A 17,279-nucleotide genomic window follows, 5' to 3' on the forward strand; every position below is an offset into this window, starting at 1 on the left:
GGGCGGCGGCCGAGTCCGCCGAGAAGCCAGTTCACCGAGCAGTGGGCGAGGATGCTCGCCGCAGTTGTCTTCGCGTGCGCCTGACCAGTCCCGCCGCGATGGCGCGAGGATGGTGAGGTATCACATGCGCGAGTCGGACAGCCACCCACCGGCCACTCCACAGGACCCGACGTATCCGCTGATAGCGGGCAAGGACTACGCGGCGGAATCTGTGTTCCGCCCCGAGAACCTGCTCCGGGAAGCACGGCGGCAACGCGGTATTGCCGACATCTCCGTCCCGCCGGTGTGCCTCCTCGACCCCGATGGCGACATCGTCCGCTATCTGGCGCGCACCGGCCGGGGGCAACGCCACCCGGGCTGGGCCTGCTACCACACCGAGATGTGGACGACCTACCTGCCCGGCGCGAGCACCGCGGGGCCGGGCATCGAGATCGGCGTCGTCGGCATGGCCGTCGGAGCGCCGTTCGCGGTCCTGGTCGCCGAGCAGCTCACCGCTTCCGGTGTCCGGCTGACCCTCAGCATCACATCGGCCGGCCAGATCACCCGGATGGACGAGCCGCCCTATTTCGTGCTCATCGAACGCGCCTGGCGCGACGAGGGCACCAGCGCACACTATCTGCCTCCCGGTCGCTGGAGCATCCTGCCCGGCCACCTGCTTCGCCGCCTCGACCGGGCATTCGACAGCCTGGACGAGCATGTGCGCATCGGGTCGGCCTGGACCACCGACGCGCCGTACCGGGAGACCTCGGCCGCAATCCGGGCCGCCGAGCGCGAAGGCATCGCCTGCGTGGAGATGGAGGCCGCCGCCCTCTACGCCTACGCCACCGCCCAGCAGCGCGATGTGGTGTGCATCGCGCACATCACCAATACCATTGCCACCGCCGGCGACGACTTCGACAAAGGCGCCGACAACGGGGTCCACGCCGCACTCGCGGTGGCCCACGCCGCCACGACAGCGCTGCTCCCCGCCGAAGCATTCCGCGCAGGAACGCAGGTTACGACAAGTCCAGCAACCCGGTGTTGAGCGCCGACACCGCCTGGCAGTTCGCACGCGAGCGAAGCAGGGATTTCCCGGAGCGTCACCCAGCTTGTCCTGGTCACATCGGGGTTGCGCCTCCGGCAGCCGGTTTTGTGTGGCGCGCCGACGTGCACCGATCACACGCTGGCGCGATAGCAGCGTATGCCGAGCAATTGCCCGCCATGTCGAGGCCGGGCATCCGCGCTGGTATCGGCTCGGTCCAGCATCGGAGTCGCCGCGGCCGCAAGTCGCGCCGCGGCCGCCGGATTCCAGGTTCTCGAACTGCACGGGGCCCACGGCTATCTCATTCACCAGTTCCTGTCGCCATACTCGAACCATCGCACCGACCACTACGGCGGCCCCCTGGAGAACCGCCTCCGTTTCGCGGTCGAAGTCGTCACGGCTGTGCGTGCCGTGTGGCCTCAGGAACTGCCCTTGTTCTTCCGCGTCTCGGCCACCGACTGGCTTGCCGGGGATACCGGCGACGCACGGGAGGGCTGGACAGTGGAGGACACCATCACGCTCGCGGGGCATCTCGAGCACCTCGGAGTCGACCTGATAGACCTATCGACCGGCGGCTCGGCTCCCGACGCCCGCATTCCCGTCGGCCCGGGATACCAGGTTCCTTTCGCCGCTCGCGTGCGCAAGGAAGTCGATATCGCCACCGCCGCAGTGGGTCTCATCACGCGTTCACTATGGCCGGATATGGTCGGCTTGTTGGGTTCGGGTGCTGCATAGGGTTTCTCACCTTTGCGTAGCCTGGACGTGGTGGGAGCTGTGGACTTCGGCGGCGAGCCTGATGTGGAGTGGGATTTCGCAGCGGCCGATGCTGCGCTACCAGGTGCCGCGATTATCGGATACCGCGATGCGGGTGGCACCGGGTTGGACCTCCGGGTTGCTGGGACACCGGCGATCACCGTGGTCATCGAGTTCGGGGATCGCGAACTGATCGTCGATGCTGCCGTCGGGCGGCAGACACTCAACGGCTTCGTCGTGGGGCTTCCCATCGAGGCCATGCGCATCCGTAGCGAGCGGGCCGAGTGCATCGAGGTTCGCGTGTCGCCGATACAGGCGTATTCGCTGTTGGGTATTCCCCCAACCGATTTGGGCCGGGGTGCTGTCGCTCTGGAGGATCTGTGGGGATGGCGGGCTCGGCGGCTGCGTGAGCAACTCGCGGCCGCCCGGACCTGGGACGAACGTTTCGCACTGACGAAATCGTTTCTGGCACAGCATGACAGGCCGATGCGGACCCCGGACCCGGAGGTGCTCGCCAGCTGGAATCGCATACTGACCTCCCGTGGCCAGGTGAGGATCGGCGAGCTCGCCGAATCCTTCGGATGGAGCCGTAAACGGCTGTGGGCGCGGTTCGAGTCCCAGATCGGCTTGACACCCAAGCGCGCGGCGATGCTGGTCCGATTCCGGTACGCGGTCGAGGGCCTGCTGGCGGGTCGGCCCGCCGCCGACGTCGCGGCGGCGGGCGGGTACACCGATCAGGCTCATCTGTGCCGGGACGTGTCGATCTTCGCGGACCGCACGCCGGGGGCGCTGATGGGGCATTATCTGCCTGCCATCGCCCGGCACCGGTACCGAGCCTGGGGAAAATTTTTCCAATACCGCGCGTGACCGGTCGGTCGATAGTGGTGTTCGCCTCGGGTGCGGTCGGCGAGCTGATCGCACCCGAGCTATCACCCCATCGACAACGAGAGGACAAGTGTCGTGACCAACACCCTCGATCCCGCGGAGCTACAGACCGCCCTGGAGACTGTCCATCGCGCGGGCATGCCAGGAGTTTTCGCCGAGGTGCGCGCCGATGACCAGATCTGGCGCGGCGCCGCTGGAGTCGCCGATGTCGCCACCGACCGTCCTGTCACGGCTGATATGCGACATCGCGTCGGCAGCATCACCAAGACGTTCACCGCCGCCGCCGTGCTGCAGCAGGTCGACACTGGCGAGATCGGGCTCGACACACCGATCGGCCACTACCTGCCACGGTTGGTTCCCGGCGAACGCGGTGCGGCGATCACGGTCCGGATGTTGATCAACCACACCAGCGGCTTCGCCGAATACCTCCCGTATGCCTACCCGTCCCTCGCGGCCTTCCCCGCCTTGGCGAATACGACACCGGCGAGCCTGGACGACAACCGGTTCACCCAGTTTCACCCGACCGAGCTGATCGAGATGGGGGTCTCGGCGCCTCCCGTCGGAACCCCAGGTGGGACACCGGGGGTGTACTCGAACACCAATTACCTGCTCCTGTGCCAACTCCTGGAGTCGGTAACCGGCACCTCGGCGGAGAAATACATCACCCGCGCCGTCATTGAACGCACCGCGCTGCGGGACACCGAGCTCCCGGCCGGACCACATATCAACGGACCGCACGCACTGCACTACGAGGCGTGGTTCGGCATGATCGACCCGCCGCGCGACTACAGCGTCTATGACATGTCCTGGGTGGGACCGGCGGCTTCGCTGATATCGACCGTCGCGGACCTGAACCGCTTCTTCGGCCTGCTGCTGGCCGGTGAAATCATCAGCCGATCGTCGCTGGCACAGATGCAACGCACCGTTCCGGTCGTCTCCTTCGAGGGAAAGATCCTCGACTACGGTCTCGGCCTGCACAGGATGGAGGTGCCCGGTCACGGCACCTACTGGGGCCATGACGGCTCCGTCTGGGGCGGCGGAGCGATTTCCATGACCAGTGCTGACGGCAAACGACAAATGTCCATCGCGGTGAACCTGCAGCGATGGAACAAACTCGACTCCTCGGGTAGGCCGCAGCCCCACCCCATCGACGACGCACTTCGGGTCTTCACCCAACTGGCGCTGTGTGCTTGATACACACAACATCCTGAATTCGGCATGACCGTGTACTGACGGCAGCGGCCCCGAGATGACGCGGGTTCATGCGGTCGTCGCAACATTCTCGATTGAGAGGTTGCGGCGGCCGTGTCGTTTTCGGGTGGTCTTGGTCAGTTCGGTGATCGATCGGTGAGTTCGAGGCAACGGTCTAGTTCGGTGGATCGCGAGCGTATCCGATTGATGTTCAACGCAACTGGATCGGTGAATCAGGCAGCGAAGGCGGCAGGTGTTTCGCATCCGACAGCTCGTCGGGTCTTGGTCGCGGCGGGGCTGCTCAGCGCGGTCAAGGCTGAGCGGGGTAAGCCCGCGGCCAAGCCTGCGACGACCGCGGACCGCGCCGACATCGGCGCGGCGGCGGCCAATCGATCTATACGCCGACATCGAGGTCGTGGTGTCTCCCTGTGCTCAGTTGTGATTCCAGGGGCCGTTCTGGGGCAGATCAGCCCAAATCCGCTGATCCGAGACTGGCCTTCAGCTTCCTCGCTCCAGATGCCTTGCAGTGCAAAGACTTTTCTGCAGTAGACGTCAGCCGGCGGACGCACCTGCGAAGTGCTCGGCGATCATCGCGCGAACAATGCACGATCTGGCTCTGGTATCCACGTGGCGCTGACTGCGTTGCCGTTGTAGCTGCCGGTGACGAAGTCGATCAAAGAGCTGAGCTGTGGATGGGGAGTGATCGTCTCCCGCCACAGCAGTGCCATGGGGTAAGCGGGCGTGGGGTTGACGATGGGGATGCGGCGGATGTTCGGATGCCACGGCGTCGTGGTTCCTGCACCGCCGAAGGTGACCAGTGTCGTCGAGTCCGCGATGCGGTCGATAATGTTCGCGAACCCGATGCCGCCGGGGTGCCGCTCGGTATTGATTGTGATGCCGCAGCTTTCGCTGAGTCGACCGTAGAAGTCGCCCACTTCGGAGTCGAATCCGGCTCCGGGTACCCACGCGGTGAGTCCGTCGAGGTCGTCGAGTTCGACCTGATCGCGGCCGGCGAGTGGATGGCCATTGCCGACGAGCAGATGCAGAGCGTCGAGGTAGGCGGGTGTCGCGGTGACATACGCCGGCAGTGGGCGGGTGTGCCAGTGTGCGCGGGCGAAGGCGACGTCCACCCGACAGTCGATCACGGCGCTCCGTGATGTCGTAGACGGGCCCATCATGATGAGCTCGACCTCGGCGTCCGGGTGCTTCTCGAGGTAGAACCGCATCAGGTTCGCGTCGGCGATCTGGGCACCGTGCACCGCGACGCGAAGTACTTGCGCATCGCGCACCGCGGCGATAGCGGCGTCGGCCGAAGCGAGGACCGAGCGTGCGTGCGGCAGCAAGCGGGCGCCGTGAGCGGTCAACGCGACGTTGCCGATCCGGCGCTCGAATAGTTGGGCGCCCAGTTGACCCTCCAATTTTGCGATTCGCTTCGACACCGCTTGCTGGCTGATGCCCAGCGCCGACGCGGCCAGACCGAACTGGCCTTCGTCGCTGACGGCGATCATCGCGCGTACCGCGGACAGATCGAGGTCCACCCTGACACCTGCATCCACATCCATTGGTTGTTTGTCGGCTCGTGTCGTTTGTTCGACAGACCGGCACTTTAGCTGGTCATATACCTGCCAGATTTGCCGGGCGCTGGTTTGCGTCCAACAACCAAGTGACGTCGATAGAGCCTGAGTGGGTGGTTGGTGGTCATGAGTCGTTCGTCCTTCGTGCATCTGCACAATCACACCGAGTACTCGATGCTCGACGGTGCGGCAAAGGTCGGCCCGCTGTTCAAGGAAGCTGAGCGGCTCGGAATGACCGCGGTCGGCATGACCGACCACGGCAACATGTACGGCGCCAGCGAGTTCTACAACGTCTCCAAGAAGCACGGCATCAAGCCGATCATCGGCATCGAGGCGTACATTGCACCCGAGTCGCGGTTCAACACCAAGCGAGTGTTGTGGGGCGATCCGAGCCAGAAGTCCGACGATGTCTCCGGCAGCGGTGCCTACACGCACATGACGATGGTCGCCGAGAACTCGACGGGCCTGCGGAACCTGTTCAAGCTGTCGTCGCTCGCGTCGATCGAGGGCCAGCTCGGCAAGTGGCCGCGCATGGACGAGGACCTCATCGCCGCACACGCCGAGGGCATCATCGCGACCACCGGCTGTCCGTCAGGCGAGATCCAGACCCGGCTGCGCCTCGGACACGATCGTGAGGCGCTCGAGGCCGCCGCGAAGTGGCGGGAGATCTGGGGCAAGGACAACTTCTTTCTCGAGCTGATGGACCACGGGCTGTCGATAGAGCGCCGGGTCCGCGCGGGTTTGCTCGAGATCGGCAACAAGCTGGGTATCCCGCCACTCGCGACCAACGACTGTCACTACGTGACCAAGGACGCGGCCGAGAATCACGAGGCGCTGCTGTGCATCCAGACGGGCAAGACCCTCTCGGATCCCATGCGGTTCAAGTTCGACGGCGACGGCTACTACCTCAAATCGGCTGACGAGATGCGGGCCATCTGGGACTCGGAGGTCCCCGGTGCGTGCGACAACACCATGTTCATCGGCGAGCGGATACAGCCGTACGAGGACGTGTGGCAGCACCGCGACCGGATGCCGATCTTCCCGGTGCCCGAGGGTGAGACGCAGGCGAGCTGGCTGCACAAGGAGGTCATGCGAGGCCTCGGCCGCCGCTTCCCGGCCGGACCACGGCGGGACTACGTCGAACGCGCCGAGTACGAGATCGGCGTCATCAACCAGATGGGGTTCCCCGCCTACTTCCTCGTGGTCGGCGACCTGATCAACCATGCCCGCGAGGTCGGCATCCGCGTCGGTCCTGGGCGAGGCTCGGCGGCCGGTTCGCTCGTCGCGTACGCGATGGGCATCACCAACATCGATCCCATCCCGCACGGCCTGCTGTTCGAGCGGTTCCTCAACCCCGAGCGCGTGTCGATGCCCGATATCGATATCGACTTCGACGATCGCCGCCGGGGTGAGATGGTCCGCTACGCCACCGAGAAGTGGGGCAGCGACAAGGTCGCGCAGGTGATCACGTTCGGCACCATCAAGACCAAGGCCGCCATCAAGGACTCCGCGCGAGTCCAGTTCGGCCAGCCGGGTTTCGCGATCGCCGACCAGATCACCAAGACGCTGCCGCCACCGATCATGGCGAAGGACATCTCGGTTTCCGGTATCACCGACCCCGAGCACGAGCGCTACCAGGAGGCCGCCGAGGTCCGTGCGCTCATCGAGTCGAACCCGGACGTCGCGAAGATCTACCAGACCGCGAAGGGCCTCGAGGGCCTGATCCGCAACGCCGGTGTCCACGCGTGCGCGGTGATCATGTCCCGCGAACCGCTCACCGACGCCATCCCGGTGTGGAAGCGCGCACAGGACGGCGCGATCATCACCGGCTGGGACTACCCGTCGTGTGAGGCCATCGGTCTGCTCAAGATGGACTTTCTGGGCCTGCGCAACCTCACCGTCATCGGCGACGCGATCGAAAACATCAAGGCCAACCGCGGTATCGACCTCGACCTCGACACGCTGCCCATCGACGATCCCGCCACCTACGCGATGCTCGCCCGCGGCGACAACCTCGGTGTCTTCCAACTCGATTCGGCAGGTATGCGCGAGCTTCTCCTGCGCATGGCACCCACGGAATTCAACGACCTCATCGCATCGAACGCGCTCTACCGCCCCGGCCCGATGGGCGTCGGCGCGCACTGGTCATATGCGGACCGCAAGAACGAACGCGAGGCCGTCACGCCCATCCACCCGGAACTCGACGAACCCCTGCACGACATCCTCGCCGAAACCTACGCGCTGATCGTCTACCAAGAACAGATCATGCAGATCGCCCAGAAGGTGGCCGGCTACACCCTCGGACAAGCCGATCTGCTCCGCCGAGCGATGGGCAAGAAGAAGCCCGAGGTTCTCGCAGCGGAGTTCGAGAACTTCCGCAACGGGATGCGCACCAACGGCTACAGCGACGAAGCGATCACCGCACTGTGGGAGGCAGTGCTGCCGTTCGCCGGCTACGCATACAACAAATCGCACGCGGCCGGATACAGCCTCGTCATGTACTGGACCGCATATCTCAAGGCCAACTACCCGGCCGAGTACATGGCGGGTCTGCTCACCTCGGTCGGTGACGACAAGGACAAGGCCGCGGTGTACCTGTCGGACTGCCGGAAGATGGGCATCACGGTGCTGCCGCCCGACGTCAACGCATCGCGCGTCGACTTCGCCTCGGTCGGCGAGGACATCCGCTTCGGCCTGGGCGCGGTGCGCAACGTCGGCACGAACGTGGTGTCGTCGATCATCGCGGCCCGCGAGCAGAAGGGGAGCTTCACCGACTTCTCCGACTACCTCAACAAGATCGACGCGCTGGCGTGTTCGAAGAAGGTCACCGAATCCCTCATCAAGGCAGGAGGATTCGATTCGCTCGAGCATCCTCGCAAGGGCCTGATGCTGGTGCATGCCGATGCGATCGACGCGGTGATGGGCACCAAGAAGGCCGAGGAGATGGGGCAGTTCGACCTGTTCGGTGGGCACGACGTCGACGAGTCGATCGCGTCCGTCTTCAACGTCAAGGTGCCCGACGAGGAATGGGACTCCAAGCACAAACTCGCACTCGAACGCGAGATGCTCGGACTCTATGTGTCCGGGCACCCCCTCGACGGCATTGCCGCTGCGCTGTCATCACGTACCGACACCTCCATCGCGGCAGTGCACGCCGGAAAGATCCGTCACGGCCAGAAGATCGTGATCGGTGGTCTCGTCGCGGCTGTCGACCGCCGCGTGAACAAGAAGGGCGAGCCCTGGGCCATCGTCGAGATCGCAGATCTTGACGCCGCCACAGAAGTCCTCATCTTCGCCTCGGCCTACACCAGCTTCCACTCCGCCCTCACCAACGACTCCGTTCTCCTCGTCACCGCGAACGTCAATATTCGAGATGGCAGAACATCACTCGTCGCGGTCGACATCTTCACACCGGATCTGGGAGCAGGTGGACCGGGTGCCGATCCGATGACCCTCACCATCGCGGTGAGGGCGTGTACACGCCCCAACATCGAAGTCCTCCGGGAGATTCTCCAACGCCACCCCGGGGACACCGACGTGCACATCATCCTGTCTGGAAGTACGAAAACGTCGCGGTGGGCAATCGACCCACGATTCCGCATCCGCAAGACACCAGCCCTACTCGGAGATCTCAAGGTCCTGTTCGGGGCTAACTGCCTGACAACAGCTGTCGTTACGGCCGATGCGTAGATCGGTCAGCGGGCTGTCAGCTGGGCCGTCGTCGAGGACCCCAACCTGATCGGCACGGCGGGGCTGGTACCGACGATGGTGCTGCGCCGGAAGGCGCACCTGGTCGAAGTGAGCTGCAGACGAAGGGCGACCCCGAGTCGCTGACGAGGTCGTTGTCGGGCGGCCGGGCGGAGGGGTGGACACCCCGCCCGGACCGCATTGGAGTTCTACCAGCTTTTTCCCGTTCGGTCGGGTATATCCGTGTGAACGATGTCGCTCTCTAGAATGAATCGACCGTGTTCATCGTTCTTGGGGAGTCGCCGCCGTGACCATTCAGCCCGTTCGCCTCTTCGGCGATCCAATCCTGCGATCACATGCGGCGGTGGTCACCGAGTTCGATCGTGAGCTGCGCCAGTTGGTCACCGACCTGATCGACACCATGCACGATGACGGCGGGGTGGGTATGGCGGCGCCGCAGATCGGCGTCGGTCTGCGGGTTTTCGTCTACGACACCGGGGATGCGAGCGGACATCTGATCAATCCGACCTACGAAGTGGTCGGTGTGGAGGAGCAGGTCGGGCCCGAGGGCTGCCTGTCGATCCCCGGGCTGCGCTATGACACGCGGCGCGCACTGCGGGTGCGGGCCGCGGGTGTCGACGTGCACGGCAAGCCGGTGGAATTCGCGGCCGAGGGCCTGCTGGCTCGTTGTGTACAGCATGAAACCGATCATCTGGATGGTGTGCTGTTCATCGATCGGCTCGATCCCGCGCAGCGCAAGGAGGCGATGCGCACCATTCGCGAATCCGATTGGTTCAGCGCGGGTATCACCGTGCGTAGTTCGGGTGCGCTCGGCTCGACCGAGGCCGGACTGTTCGGACGGGGTCGCTGATGCGCATTGTCTTCGCGGGCACACCGGAACCGGCGGTCCCGTCGCTACAGCGTTTCATCGATTCGCAGCGACACGAGGTGCTCGCGGTGCTGACCCGGCCCGATGCGGTCGCCGGGCGTGGACGCAAGGTGCAGCGGTCGCCGGTCGGGCGGCTCGCCGAGGAGCACGGCATTCCCGTGCTGACGCCGCGGCGCCCCGCCGAGCCCGAATTCATCGAGCAGCTCACCGAATTGGCGCCCGACTGTTGTCCGGTGGTGGCCTACGGAGCGCTGCTCCCGCAGCAAGTCCTCGATATTCCGCGCTTCGGCTGGATCAATCTGCACTTCTCGCTACTGCCCGCGTGGCGCGGCGCGGCTCCGGTGCAGGCGGCGATCGACGCGGGCGACGAGTTCACCGGCGCGTCCACATTCCAGATCGAAGCGGGTTTGGATACCGGGCCGGTCTTCGGTGTGGTGACCGAGAAGATCGCGGTGACCGATACTGCGGGCGCGTTGCTGGATCGGCTCGCCGATACCGGGGCGGTGCTGCTCGAGAAGACGCTCGACGGCGTGGAAGACGGGACGTTGCAGGCGGTTCCGCAACCCCACGATGGTGTTTCCTACGCACCCAAGGTGCCGGTCGAGGCCGGACATGTCCGTTGGGACCAGCCCGCGTTGGCGATCAACCGCCGCATTCGCTCGGTCACCCCCGCACCCGGTGCCTGGACCCAAGTGGGCGGTACCCGGTTGAAGATCGGTCCCGTCGAAATGGTCGAGGAAGTCCTGCCGGAACGGACGATCGAGGTACACAAGTCCGGCGTCTTCGTCGGCACCGCGACCACCGCGGTCCGCCTCGATCAGGTGCAACCACAAGGCAAACGTATGATGTCCGCCCTCGACTGGGCCCGTGGCGCCCGCCTGCAGCCTGGCGCGGTGGTCGAGTGACGCCGCCGAATCGCAGGTCCGCCGGGAAATCCGTCGACTCGGGTTGGCTCGCCCGCGCGACATCAGCGAAAAGTGGTGCACAGCAGAAGAATGCGCAGTCCACGCGGCGTGACGACGAAGCCCGACCGTGGCGCACCGACCAGATCCGTGGCGATGCGCCGCAAACCCGATCAGAGCGGTGGAATATGACCGATCAGCGCAAGTCCGGATCATCGAGTGAAGGTTCGTCGCAGCGCGGAGGTTCGACCTCGGCGCAGGGCAAAGGCGCGGTGCGCGGTGGATCGGGTGGCGCCGCACGGGTCGGTCGGGGAGCAAAAGCCGCCGGACAGGGCGATCCGGCGCGGCGCGGCGCGGCGGCGCGGCGGTCTTCGGAACGGGATGACAGCCCTCGGAACAAGGACGCGCGGCAGTCGGGCGCCGACCGACGCGAAAATCGCTCGGGGACTGAACGTTCTGCAGGCGCATCCGGCTCGTGGGATCGCGGCGCGAAGGGGAAAGGGCCTGCGAACGGTGCTCGGAGTGAGGGCCGTGCATCCGCATCGGCGGGTGGGAAGGCAGGACGGCAGGGGAAGCAATTGACCGGCAGTGCTGAGCGCCGTTCGAGTCGTGCGGGAAGTTCGGGTGCGACGGCCGGTGGGAGCAGCACGGCCGCTGCTTCGGGTAGGCGTGCCGGCTCGCCGAAAGGGCGTGGGCGGCAAAAGGATTCGGCAGCACAGGGGGATCCGGTGCGGCTCGTGGCGCGGGATGTGTTGCGGGCGGTGCGCGAGCGGGCGGCTTATGCGAATCTCGTGCTGCCGGGGCTGCTGCGCGAGCGGCAGATTTCGGGGCGGGATGCGGCATTGGCGACCGAACTGACCTACGGTGCCTGCCGTTCGCTCGGGTTGCTGGACGCGGTCATCGCGGCGGGTGCCGGGCGTCCGGTCGAGGAGATCGATGGGCCGCTGCTGGATGTGTTGCGCCTCGGGGCTTATCAGTTGCTGCGCACCCGGATCGGGGCGCATGCGGCAGTGGATACGTCGGTGGAATTGGCGCGCGCGGAATTCGGTGCCGGTAAGGCTGGTTTCGTGAATGCCGTGCTGCGGCGGGCGGGGGAGAAGTCCGTCGACGAGTGGGTGGATGAACTCGCGCCGCGGGATCCGGTGGGGCGGTTGGCATTCGAATTCGCGCATCCGGTGTGGATCGCGCAGGCATTCGCGGATGCACTCGGTGCGCGAGCCGGGGAGCTGCGGGACGTGCTGGCGGCCGACGATGCTCGTCCGATCGTTCATCTGGTGGCTCGCCCCGGCGATATCACCGCCGAGGAACTGGCCCTGGTGACGGGCGGCGAAGAGGGCAGGTGGTCGCCGTACGCGGTCTACCTCGACGGCGGCGGCGATCCCGGCAAGCTGGAGCCCGTTCGCGAAGGTATGGCGGCCGTGCAGGACGAGGGTAGTCAACTCGTCGCACTCGCGCTGACCCGGGCGGAACTGGACGGTCCAGATAATGGTCGCTGGCTCGACCTGTGTGCCGGACCCGGCGGCAAGGCGGCCCTACTCGGTGCGATCGCCGCAATCGACGGCCATCGCGTCGATGCGGTGGAACCGGCCGAACACCGCGCCGAACTCGTCCGCAAAGCGGTGCACGACCTGCCCGTCGACGTGCACGTCGCCGACGGCCGCAAGAGCGGACTTACTCCCGGCTACGACCGCATCCTCGTCGATGCTCCGTGCACCGGCCTCGGTGCACTGCGTCGCCGCCCGGAGGCCCGCTGGCGTCGCACCCCGGCCGATGTGGCAGAGCTCGTCGTCCTGCAACGCGAACTCCTCGCCGCCGCATGGGATCTGCTGCGCCCCGGCGGCGTGGTCCTGTACTCGACCTGCTCACCACACCTGCTGGAGACCGTCGCCGTGGTCGCCGACGCCGCCCGCCGCACCGGCGCCGTCCAACTCGACACCCGCGATCTCCTCCCTGGTGTCACCGATATCGGCGAGGGTCCCGGCGCCCAACTCTGGCCGCACCGCCATGGCACCGACGCCATGTTCCTCGCTGTCCTGCGCAAGCCGCTGGAATAACGCGTGATCCGGGTGCCCTCCGGCGGTCTGTCGGCGGCCGCCGCAGTTGTGACTCGCCGGGCGGGGCGGGCAGTGTGTCAGGACCCCCGTCTCCGCGGAGTGGCCTGCACTCCGGTCCACGCCTTCGCATGTGGCTTCCATGACGTGGAGGTTCGCACCGGCGCGGTGCCGATGCGTGCCGCATGATGGCCGATGGCCCTTGCGTACTCGCGGCGACATTCGTCCAAGACCGCGGCAGGTCGGCGGCGCAGACTGGTCCCATGGCGATGACATGGGACCAGGTGGTTGCGCTGGCAACCGAACTTCCCGAGGTGACGGAATCGACGTGGTGGCGCAGCCCCGCACTGAAAGGTGAGTGGTAAGGGTTTCGCGCGGCTGCGGTCGGAGGCCGAGGGCGGACTCGTCCTGCTGTGCGAGATGGCGGAGAAGGAGGCCATGCTCACCTCCGGTGACCCGGCCTTCTCCACCACCCCGCACTATGACGGATATCCCTACATCCTCATCGACCTCGACCGGATCGAGCCCGATCAACTCCGCGAATTGCTCGACGCCGCCTGGTGGTTGTCTGCGCCCGCGAAACCTCGCAAACAGCAGACACGCTGACTATGCCGGTGCTCAGTCCCGAGCCGACTGTTCGCGCAGGCGGGCAAGGGTTTTCGCGAGAATGCGCGAGACGTGCATCTGCGAGATACCCATGCGCTGGGCGATCTGGGTCTGCGTCATCGATTCGAAGAAACGCATGGTGAGAATCCGGCGTTCGCGCTCCGGAAGTCCAGCGAGCAGCGGACGGATCGCTACATACTCCTCCACCCGGTCGAATTGGGATTCCTCCTCGCCGAGGGTGTCCAGCAGCGATGCCTCGGTATCACGGCCGAGTGAGGCGGCATCGATGGAGCTCGGCTGGTAGGCGTTGCCCGCGATGACGGCCTGGGTCACCTCGTCGGGATCGACATCGAGTTCGGTCGCAATCTCTTTCGCGGTCGGGGAGCGGCCGAGGGTTTGCGAGAGCGAGTCGATGGCCGCGCCGATGCGCAGATGGGTCTCCTTCACTCGTCTCGGCACCCGCATGGCCCAGGTGTTGTCGCGGAAATAGCGACGCACCTCGCCCATGATCGTCGGCACCGCGAAGGACAGGAAGTTCGAGCCGCGCGAAATATCGAAACGGTCCACCGCGTGCACCAAACCGACCCGCGCCACCTGCGTGAGATCGTCGAACGGCTCACCGCGCCCACTGAATTTGCGGGCGATGTGATCCGCGAGCGGAATGCACCGGCTGATCAGCTCGGCACGCAACGCGGTATGCCGCGCGGTTCCCGGTTTGCTGGTCGCGAGTTGCTCGAACAGCGCGCCGACATCGTCGTACCCCGCGCCGGATGCCTGGAGGGTTTCGACTTCCTCTGCGGCCTCTTCGGTCAGCACGGGTTCGGCGTCGTCGTCCTGCTTGGCGTCGGACACGGTGTTCTCGTCCGCCACTACGCCTTCCCCCGGACCCGACGGAACTCTACCGTCGTCGGATATCCGGATGTGGCCGCGTCGAACGGGTCCTGTGTCGCTTGTACTTCATCGGTGAGAGTGCGCAGCACATGCCAACCGAAGCTGCGCTGATCCGGCAGCCCCTCCGTCGCGGCGAGGCCGGTGACCCGAACGAGTAGTTCGGTTTCCCCGACGGTGAACCGGCAGTGCAGGCTGGTCTCCGGTGCCGCGACCGCGATCAGTGTCGAGCACACCTCGTCGACGGCCAGTCGGATATCGGCCACCTCGTCGAGGGTGAAATCGCTGAGCAGCACCAGTGTTTCGGCGAGCCCACGCACGATCGGCAGCTGCGTCACCGACGCTGCCACCCGAATCTCCACCGGGGTGCTGTAGAGCCCCTTTTCCGCCGAAATGTTGATCACCCTATGCAGGCTACCCACTCCCGGCCAGAGCAACCCTGGGTACCGGTAAGCTCCCGCGATGTGTCCGATTCGACGTTTAGGCGCCCGACCACGCCGATGATCGCCCCGTCCATCCTGTCCGCCGACTTCGCCCGCCTCGCGGATGAGGCAAAAGCCGTGCATGGTGCCGATTGGTTACATGTCGATGTGATGGACGCGCACTTCGTGCCGAATCTCACCCTCGGACTCCCGGTGGTCGAAAGTTTGTTGAAGGCCACCGACATTCCGCTCGACTGCCATCTGATGATCGAAAATCCGGGCCGCTGGGCCCCGTCGTACGCGGAGGCGGGTGCGTACAACGTGACCTTCCACGCCGAGGCGACCGATGATCCGGTCGCGGTCGCGCGCGATATTCGCGCGGCCGGCGCCAAGGCCGGTCTTTCGGTGAAGCCGAATACGCCGATCGAGCCGTATCTGGAAATCCTGCGCCACTTCGACACGCTGCTGGTGATGAGCGTGGAGCCGGGCTTCGGCGGGCAGTCGTTCATTGCGCATGTACTGGAAAAGGCGCTCATCGTGCGTCGGCTGGTGGACGCGGGCGAACTGCGTTTGATCGTGGAAATCGACGGTGGCATCAATGCCGACACGATCGAGGCCGCCGCGGCGGCGGGCATCGATTGTTTCGTCGCCGGATCCGCGGTCTACAACACCGCCGATCCGAGTGCGACCGTCGAAAAGCTGCGCCAGCAGGCCGCAGCGCTCAGGTCGGGAATCTCCTAGCGGGCGGGCACTTTCCGGCCGCCGATGGTGCGGGTCGCCTCGATCACCGCGGTGAGTGGTGGCAGGGTCGTCGCGCTCTCCGGCGGCTGGATCCAGGTGCGATAGCCGGTGCGCTCGTCATCCGGTGAGGGCAGCACGACCTGGCTCCCGGTGCAGGCCACGGTCGCGTACAGCCGGAACAGCTCCGCGGATACGGCCGTGCTGAGGGTATCGGGCCGGGCCGGGCCGGTGATGAAGGTCCAGCGCCTGGCTCGCGGATGGTGCACCACCGGTGCGGCGAGCTGCGCCTGGATGAGCTGCTGCTGCACTTGTTCACCCAGCTCGGCGGGCATCGTGATGGCGCCGTAATGGGCACCGATTTGGAGCAGGATGCGGCGGGACGTCGGGTCGATCGATGCCGGCATATGGAATTCGCGCCGGTACTGCACACAGCGAACTTCCAGCGTCGAATCGAGAAGATTGGTCACGCAACACCCCCATAAGTATCGAACCTGATTTGACCCACTGCCGCATCTGGCTTCCTCGAGTGGTGGATTTTCCTGGGGCGAACTCGCCGGACCATGTCGGGCCGGGGCGAACCGGTCCGCACTGAACGGCAAGTCGAAGTTGAACGATAGGAATCGGCTACATAACAATCTTGCGACCATTTTCGGGCCCGCGCAAGGTTTTGGTGTAAGTGTGTTGCGGCTGGGTACAACTTTTGATTTCGACTCTATATGCCACGGATGAAATCGATTCGGGTGATCACGAAAATGGGAATGAATAATTATCGTCGGCAGGGAAATGTTGATTTTCTTGCACGGCCATGCATTATTCCGCTTCGAAAAATAATCTCCGCTGGTTCGGCGCGACCTGAGGTGCCCTGTGGTCTGCTTCCCCGGGAACTCGCCGAGCCACGGTTTCCGCCGACCGCTGGCCGGAACCGCGGTGTCGTCTACGACCCGGCGTCGTTAGGCTGGGGAGGGATCGGCGTACCGACGGGAATAGCCGCCGGATCCCGGCTGTTCGGCAACCGTAGAAACGACGCGACAGGGAGTCAAGGCATGTTCACAGGCATCGTCGAGGAACTCGGCGAGATCGTCGCCACCGAAGAGCTGGCCGATGCCGCCCGGTTGACGATCCGGGGCAAGCTGGTCACTTCCGATGCCAGACACGGTGATTCGATCGCCGTCAACGGTGTCTGCCTGACCGTTGTCGATGTGGTCGATGGCGATTCGTTCACCGTCGACGTGATGCAGGAGACGCTGAACCGTTCCGGTATCGGCGGACTCGACACGGGGGCGCGGGTGAATCTCGAGCGAGCGGCCGCGCTGAGCAGCAGGCTCGGCGGCCATCTGGTGCAGGGCCATGTCGACGGCACCGGAACCGTGCTCGCGCGCACGCCCTCGGAGAACTGGGAGGTCGTGCGGATCTCGCTGCCGGACGCGATCGCCCGCTATGTAGTGGAGAAGGGTTCGATCACCGTCGACGGTATCTCGCTGACGGTCGCGGGTCTCGGCATCGCCGACGCGCCCGCCCCCGACGGCAATCGCGACTGGTTCGAGGTCTCGCTGATTCCGACCACCCTATCCATGACGAATCTCGGCGCCGCCACCGTCGGTACCACAGTGAACCTGGAAGTCGATGTCATCGCCAAGTACGTCGAACGTCTCCAACAACGCGGCTGATC

13 protein-coding genes and 2 pseudogenes are annotated in these 17,279 nt (G+C 65.5%); 11 read left to right on the forward strand and 4 right to left on the reverse strand.

Translation table 11 applies throughout. The features are described 5' to 3' along the window. Positions 1 to 124 precede the first annotated feature (124 nt). The 4 genes and pseudogenes from AB0L63_RS16060 (at position 125) to AB0L63_RS16075 (ending at position 3,853) form a co-directional block, all read left to right on the forward strand. Positions 125 to 1,024 (forward strand): nucleoside phosphorylase, encoded by a 900-nt coding sequence (locus AB0L63_RS16060; protein WP_364500603.1) that lies wholly within the window; start codon positions 125 to 127, stop codon positions 1,022 to 1,024. Positions 1,025 to 1,252: 228 nt separating this feature from the next. Next, positions 1,253 to 1,705: pseudogene (locus AB0L63_RS16065) on the forward strand (NADH:flavin oxidoreductase/NADH oxidase); the annotation flags it as partial. Positions 1,706 to 1,768: 63 nt separating this feature from the next. Further along, entirely contained in the window at positions 1,769 to 2,641 is an 873-nt protein-coding gene (locus tag AB0L63_RS16070; RefSeq protein WP_364500607.1) for a helix-turn-helix domain-containing protein, read from the forward strand. Between the two features lie 93 nt (positions 2,642 to 2,734). Next, entirely contained in the window at positions 2,735 to 3,853 is a 1,119-nt protein-coding gene (locus tag AB0L63_RS16075) for a serine hydrolase domain-containing protein (protein WP_364500610.1), read from the forward strand. Positions 3,854 to 4,437: 584 nt separating this feature from the next. Here AB0L63_RS16075 and AB0L63_RS16080 read toward each other — a convergent pair. Next, a complete protein-coding gene (locus AB0L63_RS16080; protein ID WP_364500613.1) occupies positions 4,438 to 5,412 on the reverse strand; it encodes a LysR family transcriptional regulator in 975 nt (324 codons plus the stop codon). A gap of 138 nt (positions 5,413 to 5,550) precedes the next feature. Between AB0L63_RS16080 and dnaE the strand changes: the two genes are divergently transcribed. The 5 genes and pseudogenes from dnaE (at position 5,551) to AB0L63_RS16105 (ending at position 13,559) form a co-directional block, all read left to right on the forward strand. Next, positions 5,551 to 9,114: a DNA polymerase III subunit alpha gene (gene dnaE / locus AB0L63_RS16085; RefSeq protein WP_364500616.1), complete on the forward strand. Its 3,564-nt coding sequence runs from the start codon at positions 5,551 to 5,553 to the stop codon at positions 9,112 to 9,114. 304 nt (positions 9,115 to 9,418) lie between these two features. Continuing rightward, entirely contained in the window at positions 9,419 to 9,982 is a 564-nt protein-coding gene (def, locus tag AB0L63_RS16090; RefSeq protein WP_364500619.1) for a peptide deformylase, read from the forward strand. Next, a complete protein-coding gene (gene fmt, locus AB0L63_RS16095) occupies positions 9,982 to 10,905 on the forward strand; it encodes a methionyl-tRNA formyltransferase (RefSeq protein WP_364500621.1) in 924 nt (307 codons plus the stop codon). The genes def and fmt overlap by 1 nt, the downstream gene beginning before the upstream one ends. A 725-nt stretch (positions 10,906 to 11,630) precedes the next feature. Continuing rightward, positions 11,631 to 12,956 (forward strand): RsmB/NOP family class I SAM-dependent RNA methyltransferase, encoded by a 1,326-nt coding sequence (locus AB0L63_RS16100; protein ID WP_364500623.1) that lies wholly within the window; start codon positions 11,631 to 11,633, stop codon positions 12,954 to 12,956. 260 nt (positions 12,957 to 13,216) lie between these two features. Continuing rightward, positions 13,217 to 13,559 (forward strand): annotated as a pseudogene (locus AB0L63_RS16105) (MmcQ/YjbR family DNA-binding protein). A 12-nt stretch (positions 13,560 to 13,571) separates the two neighbouring features. Here AB0L63_RS16105 and AB0L63_RS16110 read toward each other — a convergent pair. Both AB0L63_RS16110 and AB0L63_RS16115 read right to left on the reverse strand, forming a co-directional pair. Beyond that, positions 13,572 to 14,375 carry an RNA polymerase sigma factor SigF gene (locus tag AB0L63_RS16110; protein WP_364501066.1) on the reverse strand — a complete coding sequence of 268 codons (804 nt, stop codon included), beginning with the start codon at positions 14,373 to 14,375 and terminating at the stop codon, positions 13,572 to 13,574. Positions 14,376 to 14,428: 53 nt separating this feature from the next. Further along, positions 14,429 to 14,851, reverse strand: a complete 423-nt coding sequence (locus AB0L63_RS16115; protein ID WP_364500626.1) for an anti-sigma factor — start codon at positions 14,849 to 14,851, stop codon at positions 14,429 to 14,431. Between the two features lie 96 nt (positions 14,852 to 14,947). On the opposite strand from AB0L63_RS16115, the gene rpe reads away from it, so the two are divergent. Then, a complete protein-coding gene (gene rpe, locus AB0L63_RS16120; protein ID WP_364501068.1) occupies positions 14,948 to 15,610 on the forward strand; it encodes a ribulose-phosphate 3-epimerase in 663 nt (220 codons plus the stop codon). On the opposite strand, the gene AB0L63_RS16125 is transcribed toward rpe, so the two are convergent. Beyond that, a complete protein-coding gene (locus AB0L63_RS16125; RefSeq protein ID WP_364500629.1) occupies positions 15,607 to 16,077 on the reverse strand; it encodes a hypothetical protein in 471 nt (156 codons plus the stop codon). The two genes, rpe and AB0L63_RS16125, sit on opposite strands and share 4 nt — an antisense overlap. 576 nt (positions 16,078 to 16,653) lie before the next feature. Between AB0L63_RS16125 and AB0L63_RS16130 the strand changes: the two genes are divergently transcribed. Continuing rightward, complete coding sequence (locus AB0L63_RS16130; RefSeq protein WP_364500631.1) at positions 16,654 to 17,277, forward strand: riboflavin synthase; 624 nt, start codon at positions 16,654 to 16,656, stop codon at positions 17,275 to 17,277. Positions 17,278 to 17,279 lie beyond the last annotated feature (2 nt).

This window comes from Nocardia sp. NPDC051990 (assembly GCF_040680755.1).
Lineage (GTDB): Bacteria > Actinomycetota > Actinomycetes > Mycobacteriales > Mycobacteriaceae > Nocardia.